This is a genomic window from Desulfobaccales bacterium, assembly GCA_041648175.1.
Lineage (GTDB): Bacteria > Desulfobacterota > Desulfobaccia > Desulfobaccales > 0-14-0-80-60-11 > 0-14-0-80-60-11.
Genome location: JBAZPO010000004.1, coordinates 239,782 through 262,568 on the forward strand (window position 1 = coordinate 239,782; position 22,787 = coordinate 262,568).

The window sequence follows — 22,787 nt, forward strand, 5'->3', positions numbered from 1 at the left end:
TGCGCTGCCTCCTTGACAACGGCTAAATGGGCACTACTTTTTAGCTAATTATTGTCTTCCCAGTTTTCTCACCCTTATGAGCCCTCTCCATGAGCAATGAAAACCTACCCCCCCGAATCCACGTGCTGGCCAAGCCCACCGGGGCGACCTGCAACCTGAACTGTTCCTATTGCTTTTTTCTGAATAAAGAGCAGCTCTACCCCGGCAGTCACTTTCGCATGAGTGATGCGGTATTGGAGCATTACATTCGGCAGCTCATCGAGTCCCATCGCACTGATAAGGTGACGGTGGCCTGGCAGGGCGGAGAACCGACTCTGATGGGCATCGACTTCTATAAGCGCGCCCTCGAATTCCAGAACCAGTACCAGCGGCCGGGCATGAGCTTCGAAAACACCATGCAAACCAACGGCACGCTCCTGAACGACGCATGGTGCGAATTTTTCCGCGAGCAGGGCTTTCTCATCGGCATCAGTATCGACGGTCCGGTTGAACTGCACGATGTCTACCGGGTGGACAAGAGCGGCCGGCCAACCTTTGACCGGGTGATGCGCGGCCTGCGGCTGTTGCAGAAGCACGGGGTGGAATACAACATTCTGACCACCGTTAATCGGCGCAACGCTGATCACCCCCTCGAGGTTTACCGATTTTTAAGGGACGAAGCCGGCGCCACCTGGATGCAGTTCATTCCGGCCATCGAGCGCCTCAACCAAGCAGGGGTTTCCCTTTACCAGGAAGGGACCTCCGTTTCGGAGCGTTCAGTGCTGCCGGAACAGCTCGGCAATTTTCTGAGCACCATTTTTGACGAATGGGTCCGGCATGACGTCGGCCGCGTGTTCGTGCAGACCTTCGAGGCGACCGTGAGAAACTGGCTGGGCCTGCCTTCCTCCGGCATGTGCGTCTTCGATGCCACGTGCGGTCATGGACTTGCCCTGGAGCACAACGGCGACCTGTATTCCTGTGACCATTTTGTCGAGCCCAAGTACCTACTGGGCAACATCCGACAAACTCACATGATGGATCTGGCAGGCTCAGAGCAGCAGCGCACCTTTGGCCGCGCCAAGCTTTCGACGCTGCCCCGTTATTGCCGGGAATGCGAGGTGGGCTTCGCCTGTAAGGGCGAATGTCCCAAAAATCGGTTTCTTACCACGCCGGAGGGGGAACCGGGACTAAACTATTTGTGTGCGGGTTACCGGGCCTTCTTCCACCACGTCGACCGCCCTTTGAAGATCATGGCTGGCTTGCTGCGCCGGGGCCATCCAGCCGCGCAGGTCATGGAAGTCCTCACCGATGAGGCTGGCCGGTCCGCCCTACCGTTTTCCAAAACCGGTCGCAATGATCCCTGCCCGTGCGGCAGTGGTCTTAAGTTCAAGAAATGTCACGGCCGGGAGGTGAATGTCCAGGCCAGGAGAACTTCCCTGTAATTAACGCGGCCTCACCCATGCCGGGAAACCTCTGAACCAGGAGTCCAAGCTTAATGATCAACTGTTTTATTGCACCCTAAAAAGGAGGATTTATGCCAGCAGAGAAGCAACCCAACATTCTGGTCATCTGGGGCGATGACATCGGCATGTGGAACATCAGTGCCTATAGCCACGGCATGATGGGCTACCGGACACCGAACATCGACCGCATCGCCGCAGAAGGGATCATGTTCACCGATTGCTATGGCGAGCAGAGCTGCACCGCGGGGCGTTCGGCGTTCATCACCGGCCAAAGCGTCTTCCGCACCGGCTTGAGCAAGGTGGGGATGCCGGGAGCCGATATAGGCCTGCGCGGCGAAGATCCCACCATCGCCGAGTTGTTGAAGCCGCTGGGCTACGCCACCGGTCAGTTCGGCAAGAATCACCTGGGTGACAAGGACGAATTTCTGCCTACCAAGCACGGGTTCGATGAGTTCTTCGGGTTCCTGTACCACCTGAACGCCTGCGAGGAGCCGGAACTGCGCGACTATCCCCCCGAAGCCGACTTTCCCAACTTCAGGAAGAACTACGGCCCCCGGGGCGTGCTCCGCTGTTCCGCCGACGGCCGCATCGAAGATACCGGCCAGCTAACCAAAAAGCGGATGGAGACCATCGACGACGAGGTCCTGGATGCAGCCACGGAATACATCGACCGCCAGGTCAAAGCCGATAAGCCGTTCTTCGTGTGGTTCAACACCTCGCACATGCACTTCCGGACCCATGCCAAGCCCGAGAGCCTCGGCCAGTCCGGCCGCTGGCAGTCGGAATACCACGACGTCATGATCGACCACGATAAGTGCGTGGGCGCCCTGCTGCAGCAACTGGATGACCTGGGCATCGCCGACAACACCATCGTCATGTACAGCACCGACAACGGGCCGCATATGAACTCCTGGCCCGACGGCGCCATGACGCCCTTTCGCAACGAGAAGGATTCCAACTGGGAAGGCGCCTTCCGGGTGCCTGCTATGATACGCTGGCCCGGCAAGATCAAGGCCGGCACCGTGTCCAACGAGATCGTCAGCCACCTGGACTGGTTACCCACCTTCCTGGCCGCCGCGGGCGACCCGAACATCAAGGAGAAACTCCTCAAAGGCCATCAGGCGGGGGCCAAGACCTTCAAGGTGCACCTGGACGGCTACAACCTCCTGCCTTTCTTAAAGGGCGAGGTTGAGAAAAGCTCTCGGGTGGAGTATTTCTACTTCTCCGACGACGGCGACCTCATGGCTCTGCGGTACGATAATTGGAAGCTGATCTTCATGGAGCAGCGGATGGTAGGCACCCTGCGGATCTGGCAGGAGCCGCTGGTGCCGTTACGGTTTCCAAAGCTCTTTAATCTGCGCACGGACCCCTTCGAGCGGGCGGACATCACCTCAAACACTTACTGGGACTGGGTGCTCGATCACGTTTACCTGTTTCTGCCGGCGCAGAAAGTCGTGGGAGAATTTCTGATGACGTTCCAGGAGTATCCCCCGCGCCAGAAGGCGGCGAGCTTCACCATCGACCAGGTGTTGCAGAAACTCCTGGGGGGCGCCGGTAGTCGTTAACGTTATCTTAATACCCCGCAGATTCAATGGCACAGAGGATTTGCGGGGTACGCCTTTTCAATAAACATCGGTTATATCGGGTCGAAAGCAGGAGGCCCCGATCATTCCATCAAATAGCCAAAGCATCGAGGTTCGCATGCCTCTCTTGCACATCTCAATCTCAGACGCTTTAATAATTTTCTTTTTAACTCTCGGTCCGCTCAAGGCCATTGCCCCTTTTGCGCAGTTGACTCAGGGAACCGACTCTGCCTTTCGCCGGACCTTAGCCTGGCGGGCCACGGCGATTGCCACGCTTATCGTGATTATTGTGGCCCTGTTAGGTGCAGTCATCCTACAAAATTGGCATGTTTCCGTCGCCGCGATCGTCATCACCGGGGGCCTCATCCTCTTCTGCCAGGCATTCCAGCTGATCATGCAGCCCTCGGCCGTTGCGCCACCTCCCCAGCAAAAACCCGGACAGGCTCCGCCAACCATGGCGATGGCCCAATTCTCCCTGGCCCTTCCTATCCTGGTCACTGCTCCCGGCATCGCGGCCATTGTCGGATTCATGGCTATTGCCGGAGGCGATTGGACTCAAAAAGGCATTGTCTTCGCGTCGTTACTGGTGATCATGGGGCTGAACCTGGTCACCCTACTAAACATGGAGGCGATTTTAAAACGTGGCCCCTCACCTGCGCTTAAAGTCCTGGGATGGGTGATGGCCATACTCCAAGCGGCGCTGGCGGCGCAATATATAATTAATGGTCTGGTTCGGTTAGGGGCGCTCCCCACTCTGGGATCATAGGGTAAGAAATGAGATGAATGTCTCCAACGAACTCGCTAGAGAACGCACCCGCGAGGCTGCTGACCGAACCCTTATGGCATGGATTCGTACCTGCCTCTCGTTGATTGGGTTCGGGTTTGGCATCGCCAAATTCCGGGACATTTTGGTTGAAGGTGGTCTTATCCGCCGAGCCGGCGATAATATTAACTCCACCATGATTTTTGGATTGAGTTTTATCTCCCTCGGCATCCTTGGTCTCCTCGCCGCGGTTATCCAACATTGGCGAATTCTGCACCATATCAAGCTTGAGGATTTCCAATATACCGGCTTCCGCCCAGTGGTAATGATAACCGCGATCCTATTGCTGCTCATCGGGCTCTTTGCTTTCATCTCTATCCTGCTAAGGGTTTAATAGTAAATGAAAGATAGAATTATGAAGGCTCAATAGATTGAAAAGAACCAGTATTTGAGAAGGGCCTTCGTACTTGATAGCTTGCCATCCCCTTCACTTATCAGCGAGCCATCAAAAATAGCATGAATGATTTGCATATAGAAATGGGCCTGTTGTAAGGCGCATTTTCAGGCTCCATCACATTGAGGAAAGGACAAGGACCCAATAGTTTTAAACCTACCCTCACGGTTGTCACCCCAAAAAGCGCTGTTAAAAGCTTATCTCAAGCATCATTCCCAGCCAATCCCTTCGGTACTTATCAATTCAATAGATAGATCAAGACACTAATATCAGTACTATAAGGAATCTTTATATTATTAGCGCAATTACTGCAATTAAATACCATAGTTACTTGCTAAGGAGAGTTATAAAGCCATCTTATTTGACTTTACAAGCTATTTGTGTTACATTTACAATTATGACACACCAAAAGCAGGCCTCAAAGCGTAGTATTGAGATAGTAAAGCAAATTATTAAGGCTCATCAGAGGCTATTTGATGATGTCTTTGTTGAAGATGCACACGAAATACAAGCTATTCTGCAGCAAATGATTCATGGGAAGCCTAACCACAAGTCTGTCATGCTTTATCAATACTTACTTGGATGCTTTCTTTTTGCTGGGGGTGGGGACCAGTCGAACTTAGGCTACTACGCCAAGCAGCGGGTCAAACCGACCTTAAACAGGGTCAAACGAGTTGTCACAGCCGCTCAGTGCCCGAAGTTAGCCACTTTTGAAGCGTTTAAGAGTTGCGGCTACCAAAAAACCACGCAAAAGTGCAATGAACCGGCTTTCTTGGGAACCTGTCCACTGCCGACTTTCGACATGAAACGGGGGTCTTTGAATCACATGGCGTTCTCGCTGTTCTTTTTTCTGCGAGATGTCTGTAGGAGGGACTTTTACGCATATGTCATGCAGCACTTTGGGGAGGGCCAGTTGCCCGCTGGGGCCATCAACGAGCGCCTCCACGACTTCATCAAGAAAGTCACCACAATTGCCAACGTCGGCCCGAAGCTGGCTCACATGGCCCTGTCCAGCCTGTTCTTGACCCGCTACCCTGGCTGGGACTATCGCCAAGTGGGGCTGCACATGATTGCCGTCGACAGCCTGGTTCACAACTTCCTTCACCGGACCGGTATTTTGGACAGCTACCAGCTCGACCATGCCTATGGACCTCGCTGCCACACGGAAAAGGGGTGTTTGGGGGTGATCCAAGATTTGGCCAGCCGAATTGACTGCCGGGAGTTTAACCCCAACCTTCCAGCCCACTTTCCCCGGTTCATTCAGTACCACATATGGGCCTATTGCGCCAAAGACGGCGAAAACATTTGCAACGGCAACAAGTGCAAGTCCGGCAAGCCGAACTCGGCATGCATCCTTCACCAACAGCGGTTGTGCAACCAGTTGCCGCCGCAAAAACCAGCCAATCAACCTGTGGACCCTTACTTATTCCCATGAACCACGCCAAGAAGGGGTATTTAACCATGTCAACGTTAGAAGCCCACTGCCAGGAGTCCATGAGGCGGTTTGGACAGGCGTTCGAGGCAGTCCACCGGTGGCTGGATGAACTTGCAGGAAAGCCGCCTTATGGGATGCGTCACCGCCGGGTCCGGCACCATGAGGCTGGCATGAGGGAAGCCAAGGTCCTGTTTGGTGACATAGCTGGCGAAGTGGCTCGGCACCACATCATTTCCGACCTCAAGGAAGAAGGCTGGACCGAGACTGATCCATTTCCCCGGGATGAGCAGCACTATGTGGCATTGGGCCTGTTTTGAACCGAGTGGCTCATGAACAACAAGGAAGGCCATGGACAGCGAACGTGAACTAAAATGTTTGGCAGCAGTGTGGGCCCTGAGGGGGATTCTCACCCCGGCAGGGTTCAAAGACTTTAAGCTGAATGACGGGTTGGTCTTCTGGGACAAGGAAGAGCTGGAAGACCTGCTGGACTATGTCAAAGCCAAAGAGACGCCGGCGACGGCAAAGCTCCTGTCAACCAACTCCCGTAACACCATAGAAGAAGGGGTGGACGCGGTCAACTTGACTCGGAATGGGGTGTTTTTTAAGAACTTGGCACAGTTAGGTGGTTTGCTGAAGCTGACCGAAGTCGAACGGGACGTCCTCCTGTTTGCCCTGCTGTTCCGTGAGGAGCCCGGTTTGCGGCAAGCGCTGCACGAACTGACCTATTGCGGAATCCAAGCATATTTTGACCACTTGGCCCGCATTCTGAAGGTGCCCGAGGCCGAACTTCGGAAGGCGGTGCGCAAAGACGGCACTCTTGCCACGGCAGGCCTTCTCGAAGTGTTTAAAGGCACCCACGGCTCGTTTGAGCTAGAGCCCTTGGAAGGCCTCTACCAAGCCTTAGGGAAGCCAGAAGGTGGAGTGGAGGGCATACTGTCGTCGTATTTTACCAAGTCTCCGGCGCCAGTCCTGTCATTGCAGGATTTTGCCCACTATCCCAACTTCAGCCTTTTGGTCCGTTATGTGCGGAAAGCGGTGAAAGCGCGGGAACCGGGGACCAACGTCTTGCTGTATGGCCCACCCGGTACCGGCAAGACCGAATTGGCCCGGACTCTCGCACAGCATGTCAAGGCGCGGCTGTTTGAAGTGAGCACCGCAGACGACGACGGAGAGGCTTTACCAGGTGGGCAGAGGTTACGGGGTTACCTCCTCAGTCAGCGAGTGCTGTCTCATGCCTCAGACTGTCTTTTGCTGTTTGATGAAATTGAAGATGTCTTCCCTTGGCCCGATTTCACTCTATTTAAGGACTTGCATCAGCACAACTCCCGGAAAGGGTGGACTAACCGCCTCTTGGAAACCAATCAGGTCCCGGCGGTGTGGATTTGTAACCGAATGGACGGGATTGATCCCGCCCATGTCCGCCGGTTCGACCTAATCATCGAAGTCCCTCTGCCGCCGCTACGTGCCCGAGAGAAAATGCTGGCAACCAGGCTGGGCGGCTTGAAAGTAGACAATGCCAGCCTTCGGGAATTGGCTCAAAACATCCACCTGGCCCCGGCTCACATCGACAAAGCCGCGAAAGTGGCATCATACTGCGGAGCCCGGACGGCCGAAGACACCGGCACAATCCTCCAAGCCGTCATTGGCAACGCTCACAAGGCGCTGAACTTGAAGCAGGGGAAAGAGTTTGGGCACCAATTGGACGCTGCCTACAGCTTAGCCCATGTCAATGCCGATCATGATTTGCAGGGGCTGGTCAAGTGCTGCCGCCGATCCCATTCCATTCGCCTTTTCCTCCATGGCCCGCCGGGGACCGGAAAGAGCGCTTTTGTGCAGTATTTGGGGCAAGTATTGGGAAAAACGGTACTGCTCAAAACCGCTTCAGACCTCCTCCGGCCGTATGTTGGCCAAACGGAAAGGGAAATTGCGGCGATGTTTCGGAAGGCTGGTGATCAAAAAGCGATCCTCTTCGTTGATGAGGTGGACGGCTTTTTTCAAAACCGCCAGCAGGCCCATCACTCGTGGGAAGTAACCATAGTAAACGAGTTTTTGGGGCAGCTCGAGCGGTTTGGCGGGACCTTTGTCGGCGCCACAAACCTCAAGGAAAGCCTGGACCTCGCTGTGTTCAGGCGGTTTGATTTCAAGGTGGGGTTCACTTACCTGAAGCCGGAGCAGGCATGGCTGTTGTTCAAGGCCATGGCGAAGGATTTGCAGGCTCATTTACCCCTTTCGGAGATCGGGCCTTTCCAGGCAAGATTGGCCCGCCTGCATCATTTAACGCCCGGGGATTTCGCCGTTATGAAGCGCAAAAGTCTAATGCATGAGAAAAAGCCAACTGCCGAAGCGCTGCTCACCTGGCTGGAGCAGGAAATTTCCGCCAAATCAGGTCTTAAAAAGGGCTTGGTCGGCTTTTAAGGCCCGATTAACTACAACTTCCGAAAAAATCTCACTTATTTATCTGTTGGACGCCCTTCTTTTCCTTTAAACTTTATGCATGCCCCAAGGCTCTAAATTCAATCTAGACCCCTTTCATTTCCGTAATATTCATCCCCTCATTGCCATCGGTACGGCCAGTGATCGTTATGCCGGCTAGATCGGACCAATTTATTCACCCGACCGGTACCAAGGCCGCATAACCCAACGAAGCAAAATCATAGCCGGAAGAACATTTGTCGAAAAAGTCCTGCCAGTAGATAGTGTCGAAGAGTATTTCGAACATTTTTCGGTTCTCGAGATCGATTTCTCGTTTTACCGGCAGCTCCTGGACCAAAACGGCGACCCAACCCAAAACTACCGGGTGTTGAAAGACATACGCCAAGCACCTTAAAGACGATGACCGAATCATTCTCAAGGTCCCGCAATTGGTCACCGCCCAGAAGTTCCACAAGGGCGACCAATACCTTGACAACCCAGCCTATTTCAACCCCAAACTCTTCACTAGCCAATTCTATGAGCCCGCCGTAAATCTCTTGAGTACCAACCTCACCGGCTTTATCTTTGAACAGGAATACCAGCGGAAGGAAGACCGGGCTCCTGTGATGGCGATGGTCCACGGTTTGGATAAGTTCTTCAGCCAGATCCCCAAAGACCCCCGGTACCACATCGAATTGAGAACCGACCTTTACCTCAGGGATCAGGTGTTTGAAGTTTTGGGGAAACACGGCGTAGGGCAAGTCTTATCCCATTGGACCTGGTTACCGCCTTTGAGGAAGCAATTGGCCAAAGCCGATGGACGGTTCTTCAATGCCGGGAATGAATGTGTGGTCCGGCTACTGACGCCTCTGAACATGCGGTATGAAGACGCTTATGCAAAAGCCTATCCTTTCGACAAACTCGTAGACGGGATGCTCCAGACGGAGATGGTTTTGGAAACGGTGGACATTATCAAGGGCGCCATTGAAAAAGGCCTGCTGGCCAACCTCATCATCAACAATAGGGCCGGCGGCAACGCCCCGATGATTGCCCAAATAATCGCTGAAAAGCTATTCCCAAAAGCCCCGCCAAAAAAGAAAGGCCAACTGAGCCTCTGGTAGCTGCCATTGATTCCCGGTCCATCATTGAAAAGCTTGGAGAACTGTAGTATTGCTATTGTACTACAGGGCCCAAGATCCTATGTTAAATGCAGACTGGAGATAAGCAGTGACTTCCGTCTTTATTTCCTATTCCAGCAACGACCTGATGAGGGTTGAACGGTTAGCCGAAGCCTTGGGGCAGGAACAGGATATTACAGTTTGGCTTGACACCACCAACATCTATCCCGGTGATGATTTTCTGGAGGAAATGAAAAAGGGGATTCGGGCAGCTGACAAAATCATTATTTGTCTGAGCCCTTCCTTTAACAAAAAGCCCCCTGTTTCGTGGGTCAAGAAAGAGCTCAAAATGGCCATGTTGAGAGAAAGTGAGACGGGCAAAGGCATCATCATTCCCGTGAGAATAAAATCTGGAGGACAAATCCCAGAAGAAATCGGCACCAAGGCATATGCCGATCTATCGACCAAGAACAGGTGGAACCGGAACCTGCCACGGTTAATTGCAGCGATTAGGCGATCGGTTTAATTGATGGTGAACTTAGAGGGTAGTAAGTGCCCGGATTGCAAGGAATTGAGGCTTTTTCTGGAAGGCTGCAAGGTCTTCCAGCGCCAATATCGTATGGGCCATGGTGACATCAAGCCTTTATCATTATTATAAAGGGTTTTCGTCACCATTGCTTGATTCCCGAGTTTGAAGCATGACCGGTAAGGACTTGAAAGGTAGCTACCAAATAACGCCAACTTAGTTCAAGGAGATGATCCCATGCCCAGCGAAATTCTCAATTTAACGGCGCAGATCGTCATATCCCATGCCTCCATGACTGCACTGACTCCCAAAGAATTGCTGGCGACAATTAAAGCAGTCCATGATGTTTTGGTATCATTGGATAAAGAGGATAAAGTTGAAGTTCCGGAAACCAAACCTTCAGCCAAACTTCAGCGAAAACCTCGAAAAGTAAAAATGAAAGAATCACCTGAGGCCAAAGCAGTTGAAAATGAGGAAGGATTGCCTGTTGGAGACCCAGATTACATGGAGTTTATGGAAAGCCGAGAGGGGTAAACGGCACCAGGTACCGTCTCAACCCATTCTGACTTGATTTACCCTATAATCAATGAACCAAAAGGAGATAACTCCATGTCCAGCGAAGTTTTGAAACTAACCACAGAGATTGTCATTTCCCATGTTTCCTTAACCGAACTGACCCCTGAGCAATTGGTGCAAGAAATCAAAGAAGTCTACAATGTCTTGGCTTCTCTGTATGGCGGGGGAATTTTGGAGGAAGCGGTTTCTGAAAAAGCCGAAGAAGCTGGCGTTGTAAAACCTTCAATCCCCTTGAAAGATATCGTCAAAGCCAAATATGTGGTCTGCCTGGAATGCGGCAAAAAGCTGAAGACTTTGAAAAGACACCTGCTCAAGGCTCACGGTTTAATGCCGAAAGAATATTATCAGCGCTATGGCCTTGATCCCAAGAAATTCCCGCTGGTTTGCAAGGATTATTCTGCGGCCAGGAGCAAAATGGCTAAGGACCGGGGATTTGGGACGAAAGGTGCCACGGTAGAGTAACGGGACCCAGCAATGTTATTTTGTACTCAATTGAGGGACCTGTCGCGGTCCCTTTTTGTTGGGCCAAAAAATAGGTAATATTATCAGAATATCTAAAAACTTGCCAGGAGCTTATAAGGCATTGTCAAATCTCGAGAAGCTACACACGCCGGTCCAAGGGAAAACTTACTCACTGTTTGCCGAGGGTGACGATAGCGAATATTACTACACAGAAATAAAGCGCTTGGCAGATGTTTTCCTCCAGCGCTGCCCTGACGAAAAAAGGCTATTGGGCCTGATACAGAAGGTGGGAGAAAGGCCCTTTCTTTTGGGCTGGAAAACTACGAGGGCTGATCGGAAGACACTCAAATTTGTTAGAAAGACTCTTAGGCAGTCATTGTCAATCTATACCCAAAATGTTTCGAACCACTTGAAAACCTTGCCCCTGGCGAAGAGAATGGACAGTACGCTTGTCACGACGGAGGAGCAATACCATCTGTACATGCTTGAGATCGAATTAGTGAATAGAATCTACAGAGAAGAGTTCAAACGCTCCGAATACAAGTTCGCTCTCATGGCCCACTGCCTGCGTGACTTCAGGCCGGGCTGCCGCTCAGAAGAAGGTGAATTCGAGGCCGTGTGCAGGGGTTGCACCGAGGACTGCTTCATTCACCTCGGGAGTGTCCTCCTCGAGAAATATGGCATTAAACCTTATATTTCTGTAGAAATGGACCAGGAAAGGCTCTTTAGAAGACTCAAGCAAGAGCACTCCAGCATCGGTGCCCTCGGAATCGCATGTATTCCGGAGCTTGCCATGGGCATGAGGCTGTGCATCCGCACAGGCATCTCACCCGTTGGAATTCCATTGAATGCAAATCGATGTGCCAGGTGGATGTCGCAGGCTTACGAGACCTCTTTCAACCTCGAACAACTTGAAGAGCTTCTTAAGTGAGCACCAATGTAGTTCAAAAATAGCTGTCACATGGGGCAACAAAATCTTCTGACCCAAAAGTATTGTTATATTCTGGATATGAAAGGTTTTTGGCTTCGTGATAAGTGTCGGGTCATAGCAGTTATCTCGCCATTTCTGCAAGTAGTGCCCCTGCTTAATGGCGGCGGCCCAGATGGTTGCGGATGGCTAAAAGAAACAAGGAGGATGAGCCGATCACCAGGTTCCCGAGAGCTATCTGGGGAACTCTATGATAAATTTTGTCCCGGCTCCGGGTTTGCTCCAGACCAGCAGCCGGCCGTCAACTTTCTCCAACAGATGCAGGGTCACCTTTATTCCCAGGTGAGAGCTCTCGGCCTCCCGCCGGTCACCAGGGATCAGCAGATGCTCCCTGAGATTTTCCACCTCCAGGCCGGGGCCGTTGTCCTCTACTTCAACGGCTACCTTGCTATCTCTTCCCTCCACCCTAATCTGAATTTGATCGGCGTATTTCATGGCGTTGCCGATAATATTCTGCAAGATGACTTCCATGGTGTAAGGCTCGAAGGGAAAGACCAGGGAACACCGGCATTCCTCGCAAGAACCACCATCTATTTGAACTTGTACTTCTTTATCCTGAAAACGCAGTTCCTTCAGTTCTTCTATGCAATGGATCAGGACGGGATAAAAGTCCCGGGACGTAAGGTGCAAGGTATCGCTGGTAAGGGCCTTGAGGAACAGGACTTCCTGCCCGAGGGTATGGGTCAGGCGTTGGGCGGCATCTTCAACGACGGTAAAGCTAGTTACCAGAGAGTCGAATTCCGGTTGTAATTCTTCATAAGAGGGACAGTTGCCCTGAGAAAGACAATGGTGAAGGGTCTTGTCCAGATTGGCCAGCTTCCGCTTGATCCTGCCAGAGAAACCGTGAATGCCCAAAGCCAGGTTTTTATAATGGTGTCTTAAGGTGGCCACCTGGAATTCGAACTCCTGGTGCAAGGTGTCCAGACGCAGGCGGTTATCTCTAAGACGCTTTAATACGAAACCTATAATTCCCCAGGATATCCCGCCAAATACGGAGAAGAGAAGCATCATGGGCCACATATGGAAGGCGAAGCTATGAAAAAGAGCGTCGGTCACATTACAAGTGGTCCCTGACATCAAACATTCGTGAAAGTTAAACGCCAGCATGGCAAGGGGATGCCCGATCAGGATGCCGCTGGCCACGCCGAACATGACGCCTACCCAGGGATAGAACCAGGTTTTCTCTTTATGGGTAGGGGATTTCAGCACTACCGGATTGGGAAGTTCATCGTTCATGGGACATCCCTCGGAGACTCGAACGCTTTCAGCCGGGCTTCGAGTTCTTTTTTCAAGTCGATCATCTTCGTCTCCCAGGAGCCGATATACCGGGCATGTTCGATTTCCGTCAAACTTTCCAGGGAGGCGATCACCGCGTCGATTTCCCGGGAGGCTTGCTGAATCATCTCTAACTGCCGCTGGGCCTCCGGGTCGGGAGCCTGCTTGATGAGGCGACTGCTGAAGCCGCCGATCACCACATTGGCGTTTCGTACATGATGCGCCAGGGTGACTATCAATTCCTGCAAGGTCTCCAGGGCTACCTGGCGTCGCTGCGATTCAAGCCTCTCCTCAGTCAGCCTCTCTTTCTGGAGGTACCAAATCCCCATGCAGAAGCCCGCCAGCCCGCCCATGAAGGCAAAAGCCATGCCCATGGTCAGCATCTCCGGACCGAAGGAGACTCGCAGATGGTGTCCCCAGAAGGAGAATGCCACGGGAAAGTGAGATATGCGGGGGCCAAGAGTATTGGCCAACATGGCGAAGGGATGGATCAGGAGGTAGCCCAGTAACATCCCGGCCAGGGTGAACCAGATTATCTTGCTTTTTTGCATAATAAAAAGTTCCTTAGGCTTCCAAGGACCCGCCCTTGCACTCCTGGTAATTAAATAGGGATGTCGGCGGCCTGGCGGTATTTGACGCAAGGGGTCCATGATCTTAGCGGCCGCTTACATCCCTTGCAGGACGTCTGCCCCTGGCGCTGCTTGCAGTAGCTATTAATGACGTACTCGAAGATCCTGGCATTCCGAATGGCAAAGGCGATTTCTTCGGCGATGGAGTCCAGTAGAAGACGTTCTTCGTCCGTAAAGGGCTCGCCACCGGATTTATTAAGGACCTCCATCACGCCGATCTTTTCCTCGCCCGCGGTCAGGGGAATGGCGATCAGGTTTTGGGTGACAAAGCCATGTTCGGAGTCGATCTTCCCAAAGAAGCGTGAGTCGGAATGCACATCGTTGACGACCTCCGACCTCTGGGTTTGCAGGATTGACCCCGCTATACCCTTGTCGGCGGGGAAGGTCACGGACATGAGGCACTGCTTGGCAGGGCCCTCGATGCTATAGAACCGGAAGTTCACCTGATCCTCGTCCAGGAGAAGAACAGAGGCTCCTTCCGCAGACACGGTTTCCATGATGATGTTCAAAACCGCCTCCAGGAGTTCGTGGGGATCCAGGCATTGGGCGACCATGGAGCTAATCGTCAGGTAGGTGTTGAGGTACCTGGTCTGTTTCAGAAGTTGCCGGTTCGAGGCGTCCAAGCGTAAGCGACTCTCTCGGAGACGCTGTAAAATGAAGCCTATGAAACCCCAAACTATCGCTCCAAACCCGGCGAAGATGAGCGACATGGGCCACATATGCCAATGAAAGCTGTGGGAGAAGGCTCTACTTATATCCAACGGGGCGCCCGAACTAATAGAATTGTAAAATTCATGCGCCAGCATCGAAAGTGGATGGCCGATTAAGATTCCCACAGCAATGCCAAACAGGATGCCTATCCAGGGATATACCCAGGTTCTCTCCTGTCGGATCGGTTCGCACTGGTCAGGATTCATATATACCCCTTGATTGACTTGGTAACCATACCCAGCGACTTAGTAATTGAACATAAGCGGTCTCTGCGTTCTCTGCTCCTCTGCGCTGAAAAATAATTAACCGCAGAGACGCTGAGGGCGCAGAGACAAATATGTCAAATTGTTTATGAGGCTATGTGTATTTGAGTATATGTTAAATTTTTTTCTTCATTTCAAAGTGCCATTTCCAGGTGATGAACACTGCTGGGTAGATCAGCAGTTCCAGCATCAATGATGAAAAAACACCTCCCACCATGGGAGCGGCGAAGCGCTTGGCCACCTCCGCGCCGGCGCCGACGCTCACCATGATCGGCAGCAGTCCGAACAGGTTGGCCATGGAGGTCATGAGCACGGGCCTGAGGCGTGAGAGCGCTCCGTCCATCACCGCGTTCCGCAAGTCTTCCAGAGTGTTCATCCGGCCTTCACGGATACCTTCCTCATAAGCCATGTTGAGGAAGAGGAGCATGATCACCCCGGTCTCCACGTCCACCCCGGCCATGGCAATGAACCCAACTACCACGCCGATGCTGATGTTGTAGCCCAAGAGGTAACAGAGCCATAACCCGCCCATGATGGAAAAGGGGAGTGAGAGCAGGATGATGGTTAACTGCACCACTGAGCCGGATTCGAAGAAGAGCAGCAGAAATACCAGGGCCATGGTGACGGGCACCACCACCAACAGTCTCTCTTTGGCTCGCTCCAGGTACTCGAACTGCCCGCTCCACGTAAGCGTATAACCCGGGGGCAGTTGCAGTCTGGTCTTGATGGCCTCTTTGGCCCGGGCGATGTAGGTGCCCAGGTCGATGTCCCGGATATCCACGTAAATCCAGGAAGTGCGCCGGGCGTCCTCGCTTTTGATCATGTCCGGACCCTGGTGAATGTCAATGGCGGCTAACTGCCCCATAGGCACCTGGGCGCCGGTGGGCGTGGGAATAAGTACCCGGTTGAGAGCCGGGAGGTTGTCGCGGTAATCCTGAAAATAGCGCAGGTTCACGGGATAGCGTTCCAGGCCTTCCACCGTCTGGGTGATGGTCATGCCCCCCAGAGCGCTCAAAATCACATCCTGGACCTCCCCAACGGTAAGCCCGTAGCGGCCTGCTTCCTTACGGTTGATTTTGAAGTCCAGGTAGTAGCCCCCGGTAGTGCGTTCGCCGTAGACGCTGGCAGTACCCGGAACGGTTCGAAAAATGTTTTCCGCGTTTTCCGCCAGGGTATTCAAGACTCCCAAATCCGGTCCCAGGATTTTCAGACCCACCGGAGACCTGATGCCGGTGGAAAGCATGTCGATGCGCACCCGGATGGGAAAGCCCCAGGTGTTGGCGAGGCCTGGAAATTTGACCGCCGCGTCCAGTTCACGAATAAGTCGCTGGGTATCATAACCCGGCCGCCATTGACTGGGGTCCTTGAGTTTGATGGTGGTTTCAATCATGTTCAGGGGCGCCGGGTCAGTGGCCGTCTCCGCCCGGCCGGCCTTCCCAAAGACATACTCCACCTCCGGAAAAGTATAGATGATACGGTCAGTCTGCTGGAGCACGGCCTTGGCTTCGGTAACCCCGATTCCCGGCATGCTGGTGGGCATGTACAGGAGATCCCCCTCGTCCAGGGGTGGCATGAACTCTGTACCCAGCTTCAAGAGGGGGTATAGGCTGATCAACAAGAGGGACACCGCGATCAGGATGGCGGCTTTGGGATTTCGACAGGTTGTGTGCAAAATGGGCCGGTAAACCGCGGTGGACCAACGCACCAGGGGAATCTTTTCTTCCGGGCGGATCTTTCCCCAGACGAAGTAGTACATCAGGACGGGGATCAGGGTAATGGCCAGGATGGAAGCCCCGGCCATGGCAAAGGTCTTGGTGAACGCCAGGGGGCGGAAGAGCCTGCCGCTCTCGCCTGTTAGGGCAAAGATGGGGAGAAAGGAGACCGTGATGACCATGAGGGAGAAAAACAGGGACGGCCCCACTTCCTGGGCTACTTTCAGGATAATGGACTCCCGGTCGGCCTCCGGGCCGGCGGCGTGGAGGCGCTTGTGGGCATCTTCCACCATGATGACCGCGGCGTCCACCATGTCCCCGATGGCCAGGGCCAGCCCGGAAAGGCTCAGGATATTGGCGGTGATGTTAAGTTGATGCTGCAAGATAAAAGAGATTAAAATCCCCAAGGGCAGGCTGATGAAGGCCACAATGGAACTCCGGAAGTGGTACAAAAAAAGGCCGCACATCAGGGAGACGATGATCAATTCTTCCGTCAGGGCCTCTTTCAGGGTGTCCACGCAGCGCTCGATGAGCCCGGAGCGGTCATAGGCCGTAACCAGGCGAACCCCTTCCGGCAGCCCGGCCTTCAGTTCCTCCAACTTAACCTTAACCCGGTCGATGACCGCCCGGGCGTTTTCCCCGAAGCGCATCACCACGACGCCGCCCACCACTTCGCCCTTGCCGTTGGCCTCCGCCAGGCCCCGGCGCATGTCCGGCCCCAGGCGAACTTCCGCCACGTCCTTGATGCGGATGGGAGTCCCTTTGTCGGTGCCTACCGCGATATCTTCCACGTCCTCCAGGTTCTGGATGTAACCCAGACCCCGCACCATGTACTCGGTTTCGGCCATTTCAATGACCCGGCCGCCAACATCCTGGTTGGACATGCGGATGGCGTCCTTCAATTTGGACAGGGGAAGATTGTAGGCCGCCAGTTTGTTGGGGTCCACCAGCACCTGGTACTGCTTGACGAATCCTCCGATACTGGCAACCTCGGCTACCCCAGGCACCCGCTGGACCTGGTAGCGCAGGTACCAATCCTGGATGGTGCGCAGGTGGGCCAGATCATGTTTGCCGGTGGTGTCTTCCAACGTATAGATATAGACCCAGCCCACTCCGGTGGCGTCGGGACCGAGGGCGGGATTAACGCCCTCAGGCAGCCTCCCCCGGACATAATTGAGGTATTCCAGCACCCGGGAACGGGCCCAGTAGATATCGGTGCCGTCCTCGAAGATGACGTACACCAGGGAGAGACCGAACTGGGAATAGCCTCGCACCACCTTGGAGCGGGGGACCGCCAGCATGGTGGTGGTCAAAGGATAGGTCACCTGATCTTCCACCACCTGGGGAGCCTGCTCGGCAAATTCGGTGCGGATAATCACCTGTACGTCGGAAAGATCGGGAATGGCGTCAATGGGGAGGTTATAGGTAGCGTAAAGCCCCCAGATCAGAATGAGGGTCCAGATGACCAGGACCAGGAAGCGATTGCGGTAGCAGGCTTCAATAAACCGGGCGATCATGGAACCGGAACTCCATCATAAAAAAGGCTACACTTGACGATCAATGCCGGTGAACCGGCGGCGGAGCCTCAGGCGGTGGAGCACTGGGTGCTGGAGCCCCTTCCAGCTTGGGAGGCTGCAGCATCTTGGTGGCCGCTTCCCGGAACCGGGATTCGGAATCCAGCAGGAAGACCGCGGAAGTGACCACCTCTTCACCGCCTTGCAGGCCTTTGAGAATCTGCACGAGCCCCTCTCCGCTTTGGGCGCCCAGTTTTACTTCCCGGGGATCGAAGCGCCCCTGTCCCAGGGCCAGAAAGACGTGCTGCTTTTCACCGGTGTTCAAGACGGCTTCCCTGGGCACCACAACTGTGGGATGCTTCAAGGGTGATTTGATTTCCACCTGGGCGAACATATCGGGTTTCAGCTTGAGCCCGGGATTGGCGAATTTCAGGCGCACCTTGGCGGTGCGGGTCATATCCTTTAAATAAGGGTAAAGGTACTCGATGTGGCCGGTGAAGGCTTTTCCCGGGAGATAGCTCAAGGTCATTTCGGCCCGTTGGCCCACCGCCACCCACGGCAGCTCATACTCGTAGATATCCGCTTCCACCCAAACCGTTGACAGGTCGGCCACCTCCAGAAGGGTCATACCCGACATCACGAACTGGCCTTCGGTCACCATGCGTTTGACCACGATGCCGTGCACCGGGGAAGTCAAGAGCAGGTCCTTTTTCACCTTGCCGGTTTTTTTCAGGGCCTCGATTTGGGAGGGACTGATGTCAAAATATTCCAGCCGCCGGCGAGAAGCCTCGGCCAGACGCTTGCCACCCTCGGCTATTTCGGGAAACGGGCTTTTGGCCAAACTTTGCTCATACCTCAACGCCAGCAGATATTCTTGTTGGGCCGGCACCAACTCCCGGCTGTAAATGCTGAGGAGCGGCTGGCCCTTCTTAACCAGCTCGCCGGTGGTTTTGATGTAAAGGCGGTCCACCCAGCCTTCCATCTTGGTGTTCACCAGGGTCAGGCGGCGCTCGTCATAGGCCACTTTGCCCACCGCCCGGATGGTCCTGGATAGAGGTCGGACCTCCGCCTTTGCCGTTCTCACTCCCATGGATTGCAGAGTCTGGGGGTCTACGGCGATGGTGCGGGGACCCATCCCGGGCTCGTCTTCATAAACCGGCACCAGGTCCATGCCCGTGGGGTCCTTACCAGGTTTGTCGCTGACGTACTTGGGGTCTATGGAGGACACCCAGTGCTTTACCTTGCGGCCTTCTTTGGCTGCGGGAGCAGGAGTCAGGGGACCGGGGGCTGCGCCGTGCAGCATAAGGCGGTAACCTTGCCAGTAAAGTACGCCTCCGGCAGCCATCAGGATGACCAGGCCTAGAACCAAACCCGGCAAAAATCGACGGGTGTTCATCCCTTTACCTCCAGCCAGCGGGGCAGCTCTCCCCCACCAGCCATTCCAACGCGGTCTACCTTCAAGGTCATCGGAATATTGGGCATCGCCATCATCGCCGACCTCCGGTTTCCATGGTGCTCGCGCTTTCAGAAATCTTGGGAGCCTTTTCTTGGTCTCCTTTCTCCTTAAGAACTTTTGGCCATGCGCCTGGCATCTTGCCGCATCAACCACTTGGTCACTTCCACCACCGGGAGGAGCAGAAAAGCCAGGAACGCGGCGAAGAGCCATTCTTTCCAGCCCAGAGGCACCGCGTGGAACAGTTGCGCCAGAGGAGGCACCTGCACCACCGCCACCACCATAATCAGAGAGATGAGCGTGGCGAAGAGCAGAAAACGGTTGGCAAGCACCCCCACCCTGAAGATTGAATGATATTCCGAGCGGCAGTTGAAGGCGTTTACCAACTCCGCCAGGACCAGGGTCACGAAGACCATGGTCTGGGCCCGGGTTAGCGATAGCTCCTGGTCCCCGATCACCGCCAGATAGCCGTGGTAATAATGGTGAAACAGAGGAATCAGGCCCACGGTGAGATAGGCGGTGATCACCACCATCAGGGCGATCACCGATTTGGTGAACACCCCTTCTTCCGGCGGGCGGGGCGGCCGCTGCATGATATCCGGGGCTTTGGGGTCCACCCCCAGGGCCAGGGCGGGAAGACCGTCCGTGGTGAGGTTCACCCAGAGGATTTGCAGGGCCACCAGGGGCAGGGGCATGCCCAGGAAGAAGGTGCCGGTCAAGACGGTGATCTCGCCGAGATTGGCGCTCAGAAGAAAAATCAGGTATTTTTTGATGTTGTCGAAGATGGCCCGCCCTTCCTCCACCGCGGCCACCAGGGTGGCGAAATTGTCGTCGGCCAGGATCATGTCCGCGGTCTCCTTGGTGACCTCGGTGCCGGTGATCCCCATGGCCACGCCTATGTCGGCTCTTTTCAATGCAGGAGCGTCATTGACCCCGTCCCCGGTCATGGCCACCACTTCCCCTTGAGCCTTGAGCAGATTCACCAGGCGCAGCTTGTGCTCCGGGGCCACCCGGGCAAACACCGGCGCTTGAGGTAAAGCCATGGATAATTCTTCGTCACTCAAGCGGGACAGGTCGGCCCCCGTTAACACTGCGGCGCTGGTCTGCACTGGGGGGACCAGCCCAAGTTCTCGGGCAATAGCCACAGCGGTGTCCGGATGATCGCCGGTGACCATGATCACCCGGATGCCCGCCTGATGGCATTTGCTCACGGCCTCTTTGGCCTCGGAGCGAGGCGGGTCCATCATTCCCACCAGTCCTACCCACACCAAATCCATCTCCATCTCTTCGGAAGGCGACTCCGGGACCGACTCCAATTTACGGTAAGCCAGTCCCAGGACTCTCAATGCCCCCCCGGCCATGTGCGCGGCTTCGCTCATAATGACCTGGCGATTCCCTTCGGTGAGAGACCTTTCCCCAAAGGTTGAGAGAAAATTCCGGCAACGGAGCAGGAGACCCTCTGGCGCGCCCTTCGTACAGGCCACAACAATTGAGGGGCAGTGAAAGGTGGTCATGCGCTTCCGCTCCGAGTCGAAGGGAATTTCCGCCACCCGGGGGCACTCTCGGGCCAACACCGCTTCATGGAGACCGGCTTTGCGGCCCAGCACCACCAGGGCCCCCTCGGTGGGGTCGCCCTGGATGGTCCAGGCCCCCTCCACCGTTTCCGTCAAGACGGCGTCATTGCACAACATGGCGATACGGGCGGCTTCCATCAGGACCGGATCATCCCCCGGGGCAATAACGTTCTCTTCTATGAAAAAGTCGCCTTCGGGCTCATATCCCAGGCCGCTGACTTCAACCTCCCGGTTATCCAGGAAAAGCAAGCGCACGGTCATTTCGTTTTTCGTGAGGGTGCCGGTCTTGTCGGTGCAGATCACCGTGGTGCAGCCCATGGTTTCCACCGCGGGCAGGCGCTTGACGATGGCGTTGCGCCGGGCCATGCGAGTGGTGCCGATGGCCAGGGCCCCGGTCACCACTGCAGGGAGGGCCTCGGGCACCGCCGCCACCGCCAGGCTGATACCCCAGATCAGCATTTGCAGCCAGTTGTTACCCTTCAGGACCCCAAACACTATGGCCCCGGCGCTCACCGACAGGCACAGGATGCTCAAGACCAGGCCGATGGAAGCCATGCGGGCCTCCAGGGGGGTCTTCTCCTGAACCACCTCCCCCAGCATGCGGGCGATGCCGCCGAATTCGGTGTCCATGCCGGTGGTCGTCACCACCGCCCGCCCCCGTCCGTAGGTGACCACGGTGCCCCCGAAGACCATGCCCTTCTGGTCGGCGACGGGAAGGTGAGGGCGGGGATCGGGTGCCGCGGTCTTATTGACGGAGGTCGATTCGCCGGTGAGCAGGGATTCATCGTTCTTGAGGTTGATGGCTTCCAGCACGCGGCCATCGGCGGCCACCTTATCGCCGGTATGCAGGACTAACACATCACCGGGGACCACCTCACGGGCGGGAATGACCTGTTCTCTGCCGTCCCGAAGCACCGCGGCCTCTGGCGCCGCCAGTTTCTGGAGGGCCGCGGCCGCCTGCTCGGCCCGGTACTCCTGGACGAATCCCAGGACGGTGCAGGCCAGGATGATCACCAGGATGACGTAAGCGTCCAGGTGTTCCCCCAGAAAGAAGGAAATGCCGGTGGCCGCAATCAGAATGATGATAAGGAGATTCTGGAACTGCCACAAAAAGATGGTCCAGGGAGAGATTTTTTTCGGCGGGGTCAGCTCGTTAGGACCGTATTGCTCCAGGCGTTCCCGGGCCTGGGAAGCGCTAAGCCCGGAGGGGCCGGTGTCGAAGATCGACAAAACTTGCTCGGAAGGGAGCGTATAATATGGACCCTCGGCGGTTTCTGGTTGAGCTTCTTCAGGAATAGGCATGCCCTCTCGCCTCCTCCTTCGGCATTGCAAGAAAATCCGATGACTAGAATCTATCGGTTATTTTTCTGTGGCTCTCCATCCGGTTGAAGATCATACAAGGCGAGGCTGCCGTTTTTCGGCAAAAATTAACCACCTCCCTGAGAGTCCACCCACTGTGGCCAAAACTGTGGATCACTTTGTATCCTCTGTTCCATGATCTTTTGCTTCTGCTTTTCCAAAAGACCCTGAAGGCGCCCGTACGCCGCTTCATCCCCGATGTACATGGTTTTCGAAGCTGGGTCTGAAAAGGCGTAACACTTAGCGCCTGGCCGCTCATGAACCATTAGCGTATCTGATGGGCAGGTTTGCAGATGGGCCATTTTTTGGGGCGTATCCGCGACATACACCTTGAAGCCGGCGGCTTTGAGCATTTCAGGCATGTTCTTGGTTGGAGCCGTGGCAGTGGGTCCTGTTGAACAACCGGCCAGGCCGATTACGATAGCCCCGACCAGCATGATAAATAATAGCGACGCGGTTCTCTTTTCCATGAGTAATTTCCTCCTGGATAGTTTATTTATCGGGTTCGGCTGTTCTCATAGAGGCCGGCGCCCATTCG

Annotated in this window: 20 protein-coding genes; 12 read left to right on the plus strand and 8 right to left on the minus strand. The window is 54.8% G+C overall.

Annotated features, from left to right (window positions below; translation table 11 throughout):
- Window positions 1-89: 89 nt before the first annotated feature.
- From WC600_05935 to WC600_05965, 7 genes are all read left to right on the plus strand, one after another.
- Window positions 90-1,421: an anaerobic sulfatase maturase gene (locus WC600_05935; protein ID MFA4902269.1), complete on the plus strand. Its 1,332-nt coding sequence runs from the start codon at window positions 90-92 to the stop codon at window positions 1,419-1,421.
- Window positions 1,422-1,513: 92 nt separating this feature from the next.
- Window positions 1,514-3,007 carry an arylsulfatase gene (locus tag WC600_05940; protein ID MFA4902270.1) on the plus strand — a complete coding sequence of 498 codons (1,494 nt, stop codon included), beginning with the start codon at window positions 1,514-1,516 and terminating at the stop codon, window positions 3,005-3,007.
- A gap of 136 nt (window positions 3,008-3,143) precedes the next feature.
- Window positions 3,144-3,791, plus strand: coding sequence for a MarC family protein (locus tag WC600_05945; GenBank protein MFA4902271.1), 648 nt, complete (start codon window positions 3,144-3,146; stop codon window positions 3,789-3,791).
- A 13-nt stretch (window positions 3,792-3,804) separates the two neighbouring features.
- Window positions 3,805-4,182: a DUF202 domain-containing protein gene (locus WC600_05950; protein MFA4902272.1), complete on the plus strand. Its 378-nt coding sequence runs from the start codon at window positions 3,805-3,807 to the stop codon at window positions 4,180-4,182.
- Between the two features lie 949 nt (window positions 4,183-5,131).
- Window positions 5,132-5,677 (plus strand): hypothetical protein, encoded by a 546-nt coding sequence (locus WC600_05955; GenBank protein ID MFA4902273.1) that lies wholly within the window; start codon window positions 5,132-5,134, stop codon window positions 5,675-5,677.
- Between the two features lie 26 nt (window positions 5,678-5,703).
- Window positions 5,704-5,994 carry a hypothetical protein gene (locus WC600_05960; protein MFA4902274.1) on the plus strand — a complete coding sequence of 97 codons (291 nt, stop codon included), beginning with the start codon at window positions 5,704-5,706 and terminating at the stop codon, window positions 5,992-5,994.
- 31 nt (window positions 5,995-6,025) lie between these two features.
- Complete coding sequence (locus WC600_05965; protein MFA4902275.1) at window positions 6,026-8,092, plus strand: ATP-binding protein; 2,067 nt, start codon at window positions 6,026-6,028, stop codon at window positions 8,090-8,092.
- Window positions 8,093-8,285: 193 nt separating this feature from the next.
- Here WC600_05965 and WC600_05970 read toward each other — a convergent pair whose 3' ends face one another.
- On the minus strand, window positions 8,286-8,522 hold the full coding sequence (locus WC600_05970) for a hypothetical protein (protein MFA4902276.1): 237 nt from the start codon (window positions 8,520-8,522) through the stop codon (window positions 8,286-8,288).
- Window positions 8,523-8,538: 16 nt separating this feature from the next.
- Here WC600_05970 and WC600_05975 point away from each other — a divergent pair, with 16 nt between their 5' ends.
- From WC600_05975 to WC600_05995, 5 genes are all read left to right on the plus strand, one after another.
- The gene (locus WC600_05975; GenBank protein ID MFA4902277.1) at window positions 8,539-9,210 is read left to right on the plus strand and encodes a DUF72 domain-containing protein; all 672 of its coding nucleotides are present in this window, start codon (window positions 8,539-8,541) and stop codon (window positions 9,208-9,210) included.
- A 106-nt stretch (window positions 9,211-9,316) separates the two neighbouring features.
- A complete protein-coding gene (locus WC600_05980; protein ID MFA4902278.1) occupies window positions 9,317-9,733 on the plus strand; it encodes a toll/interleukin-1 receptor domain-containing protein in 417 nt (138 codons plus the stop codon).
- 237 nt (window positions 9,734-9,970) lie between these two features.
- A complete protein-coding gene (locus WC600_05985) occupies window positions 9,971-10,267 on the plus strand; it encodes a MucR family transcriptional regulator (GenBank protein MFA4902279.1) in 297 nt (98 codons plus the stop codon).
- 75 nt (window positions 10,268-10,342) lie between these two features.
- A complete protein-coding gene (locus WC600_05990; protein ID MFA4902280.1) occupies window positions 10,343-10,771 on the plus strand; it encodes a MucR family transcriptional regulator in 429 nt (142 codons plus the stop codon).
- Window positions 10,772-10,892: 121 nt separating this feature from the next.
- Window positions 10,893-11,702: a DUF116 domain-containing protein gene (locus WC600_05995; protein MFA4902281.1), complete on the plus strand. Its 810-nt coding sequence runs from the start codon at window positions 10,893-10,895 to the stop codon at window positions 11,700-11,702.
- A gap of 231 nt (window positions 11,703-11,933) precedes the next feature.
- On the opposite strand, the gene WC600_06000 is transcribed toward WC600_05995, so the two are convergent.
- The 7 genes from WC600_06000 to WC600_06030 all read right to left on the minus strand — a co-directional run bounded on the left by WC600_06000 (window position 11,934) and on the right by WC600_06030 (window position 22,719).
- Window positions 11,934-12,995: a HAMP domain-containing sensor histidine kinase gene (locus WC600_06000; protein MFA4902282.1), complete on the minus strand. Its 1,062-nt coding sequence runs from the start codon at window positions 12,993-12,995 to the stop codon at window positions 11,934-11,936.
- Window positions 12,992-13,585 (minus strand): hypothetical protein, encoded by a 594-nt coding sequence (locus WC600_06005; protein ID MFA4902283.1) that lies wholly within the window; start codon window positions 13,583-13,585, stop codon window positions 12,992-12,994. Before WC600_06005 ends, WC600_06000 begins: the two co-directional genes overlap by 4 nt.
- Before the next feature lie 50 nt (window positions 13,586-13,635).
- Window positions 13,636-14,373, minus strand: a complete 738-nt coding sequence (locus tag WC600_06010; GenBank protein MFA4902284.1) for a GAF domain-containing protein — start codon at window positions 14,371-14,373, stop codon at window positions 13,636-13,638.
- Window positions 14,374-14,752: 379 nt separating this feature from the next.
- Complete coding sequence (locus WC600_06015) at window positions 14,753-17,866, minus strand: CusA/CzcA family heavy metal efflux RND transporter (protein MFA4902285.1); 3,114 nt, start codon at window positions 17,864-17,866, stop codon at window positions 14,753-14,755.
- A 40-nt stretch (window positions 17,867-17,906) separates the two neighbouring features.
- Window positions 17,907-19,259 (minus strand): efflux RND transporter periplasmic adaptor subunit, encoded by a 1,353-nt coding sequence (locus WC600_06020; GenBank protein MFA4902286.1) that lies wholly within the window; start codon window positions 19,257-19,259, stop codon window positions 17,907-17,909.
- A gap of 167 nt (window positions 19,260-19,426) precedes the next feature.
- Window positions 19,427-22,192 carry a cation-translocating P-type ATPase gene (locus WC600_06025; GenBank protein ID MFA4902287.1) on the minus strand — a complete coding sequence of 922 codons (2,766 nt, stop codon included), beginning with the start codon at window positions 22,190-22,192 and terminating at the stop codon, window positions 19,427-19,429.
- A 125-nt stretch (window positions 22,193-22,317) separates the two neighbouring features.
- Entirely contained in the window at window positions 22,318-22,719 is a 402-nt protein-coding gene (locus WC600_06030; protein ID MFA4902288.1) for a hypothetical protein, read from the minus strand.
- Window positions 22,720-22,787: the final 68 nt, after the last annotated feature.